This is a genomic window from Paenibacillus sp. HB172176, assembly GCF_011947265.1.
Classification (GTDB): domain Bacteria; phylum Bacillota; class Bacilli; order Paenibacillales; family Paenibacillaceae; genus Pristimantibacillus.
Genome location: NZ_JAATHD010000061.1, coordinates 1 through 2,301 on the forward strand (window position 1 = coordinate 1; position 2,301 = coordinate 2,301).

Genomic DNA, 2,301 nt, shown 5'->3' on the forward strand with positions numbered 1-2,301 from the left:
CGCTAACTCAAATTATTCGTTCCAAGCAGAAAGCGGCCCAGCAGGACGCCGATTTCCTTGCTTCTTAATGATGTAAAACTTTTTACTGTCCAGAAAGTCTATAATCAAAACAATAAACAAATATTCTGGGTATATGATTCTGACATAACAACAAATCGTGTTAGCATTTTTAATCCCAGTGGTTCAATGCAGATTGGGAGGGTTAGTGATACTGTTTATGCCGATGGTAATTGGAATTTTAGTGGAAATGTAACAGGCATAGTTGCGAGATTTGGTTAACTTTCATTAATTTGAATTGCAATACTTTTCAATAAATCTTCTTTAATGTAACTTGTACCGTTGTTTTTGTTAATAAAGATATCGCACCCTACGTAAAATGATTTTGACACAGGAATAGACAAATTAATTTTAGTAAATAACAAGGCTTCATTAAGTGAATCGTAACTTGTTTCAAGGTACAAATTATACTTATCTAATCCAGACCTTAGTTGCATGTAAATAATGTCTCCGTATTGATATGCTTCAAATCCGTTACTGTAATTTTCTATAAGTTTAAGTGTTCTATTCTTATCATCAGCATCAATACCATCTTCACCAATCTCAACCTGTTTTAATTTATCATTCCAGTTAACGGGAACATCCAGCATATCACCAACTCTTTTGAGTGGTACATAAGTATTCCCGTTGTAGTTCATAAAGGGCATGTCATCACTCTTAAACTCTGTTCCATTAATAATTACAGGAAAATTAAGAGTAGTTAAGACAAATTGTTTTGCTGTGTCTGCAAATGCTGTTAAAGTTGTCATAAGCAATGCCCCTGTAATAAAACTTGTTGCGCCTATGGTTAGTTTTTTCATTGTGAAACCTCCGTTTGATTTTGATTATGTGTATCCAATTGATCATCATAATAGTAACACATTTTTCCAAGATGTTGTGCAGTTTCTTTTTAAGAAGAAAACTGAACCTGCTTTGTTTAGTGTGCTTGATACGGAAGAAAGCGCGGATAGGGACAAGATTGTTCTAGGCGATTTCATTAACGTTGATTATGAGTTATCTGATATACACATTACTGCCAAGATTATCGGAATGAGTACAGACTATGAAGGCGACACGATTAGTTTGACCATTAGCAATGTCTCCAAGAATCTGCTCTTCCAGGACAAGCAGGTTGCTCAAATAAAAAGCGCGATTAGTACATCCAATTCTTTTGCCGCCAATAAATATGCCTATGACAACAACATTGAGCGAACAGATGAAGTTTCGCAGATATTAAACACGACCTGGAGCGCGATTGACAGACAAATTGAAGGTGGATTGAATAATTCAATTAGTATGTCTCGCAGAGGGATTATTGTAAGTGATTCGAATGATCCTTCCAAAATGTTGATCATTCAGAACGGAGTTCTGGCCATTAGTTCTGACTCAGGAAAGCACTGGCGTACAGCCGTCACCAATCGGGGTATCATCGCAGAACGTATAGTCGGACAATTAATTGCAGGGAACGACCTTACTGTTACAAATCAATCAGGCTCATTTACCATTGACGATAATGGAATGACGGCAACAGAAATGGATTTGGTCATTACTCGAACAGAAAGTGATGGCAGTATAAAAAGTCGAGTTCTTATTAATGCAACACATGGATTAAAAATACAAAAAAACACAGGCACTACTTCAAGCCCTGTGTGGAGTGATCAAATCGTACTGGATACGAATGGTGATGTCATTTTCAAAGGCAAGGTTGAGATTGGTTCTGGAAACAGTCTATTCAAAGCTGATTCAAATGGCATTTCACTAGGAAGCTCTACCTTCGCCAACGCCCCCTTCAGCGTTGATTTGACAGGCAAAATGAAAGCCTCCAATGTTCAAGTCACTGGAGGCACTATGCAGATTGGAAGTAAATTTGGTGTTGCTTCTGATGGTACATTAACCGCCAATAATGCCAACATTAGCGGCAATATAAACATGAATGGTGGAAGTATTAGTTGGGGTTCAGTTCCTAAACCATCTTATTCTGCTAGCGAAGTAGGTGCTTTATCATCAAGTTCAGAAAGGCTTACATATATTAGTCCCAGTGGAATATACACAGGGACTCTTGATGCTGATAAAATTGTTTCAGGAACTATTAGTGCCGATAGAATAACTACCAATATTCAGCAAGTAAACGGCACACTGCGACTCGGTAATCTTTATGATTTTAGTTCTAAAGTAAGCGTCAAATCCAGCACACATCAAGACACGATTTTGGATATGGGTATTGGAATGGAAGCCAAATAGGATGACGAAACGCCGAATAGCCCT

The 2,301-nt window shown here is 37.6% G+C and carries 2 protein-coding genes; one reads left to right on the forward strand and one right to left on the reverse strand.

Annotated elements, in window-relative coordinates:
* Nucleotides 1-275: 275 nt before the first annotated feature.
* Nucleotides 276-857: a stalk domain-containing protein gene (locus tag HFP08_RS28700; protein WP_168124063.1), complete on the reverse strand. Its 582-nt coding sequence runs from the start codon at nucleotides 855-857 to the stop codon at nucleotides 276-278.
* 1 nt (nucleotide 858) lies between these two features.
* Here HFP08_RS28700 and HFP08_RS28705 point away from each other — a divergent pair, with 1 nt between their 5' ends.
* Nucleotides 859-2,277 carry a hypothetical protein gene (locus tag HFP08_RS28705; RefSeq protein ID WP_168124064.1) on the forward strand — a complete coding sequence of 473 codons (1,419 nt, stop codon included), beginning with the start codon at nucleotides 859-861 and terminating at the stop codon, nucleotides 2,275-2,277.
* The last annotated feature ends 24 nt before the right edge of the window (nucleotides 2,278-2,301 follow it).

What these genes read in the sequence shown, in the direction of transcription:
- HFP08_RS28700 (WP_168124063.1), bottom strand. Translation starts at nt 857, where the DNA reads ATGAAAAAACTAACCATAGGCGCAACAAGTTTTATTACAGGGGCATTG.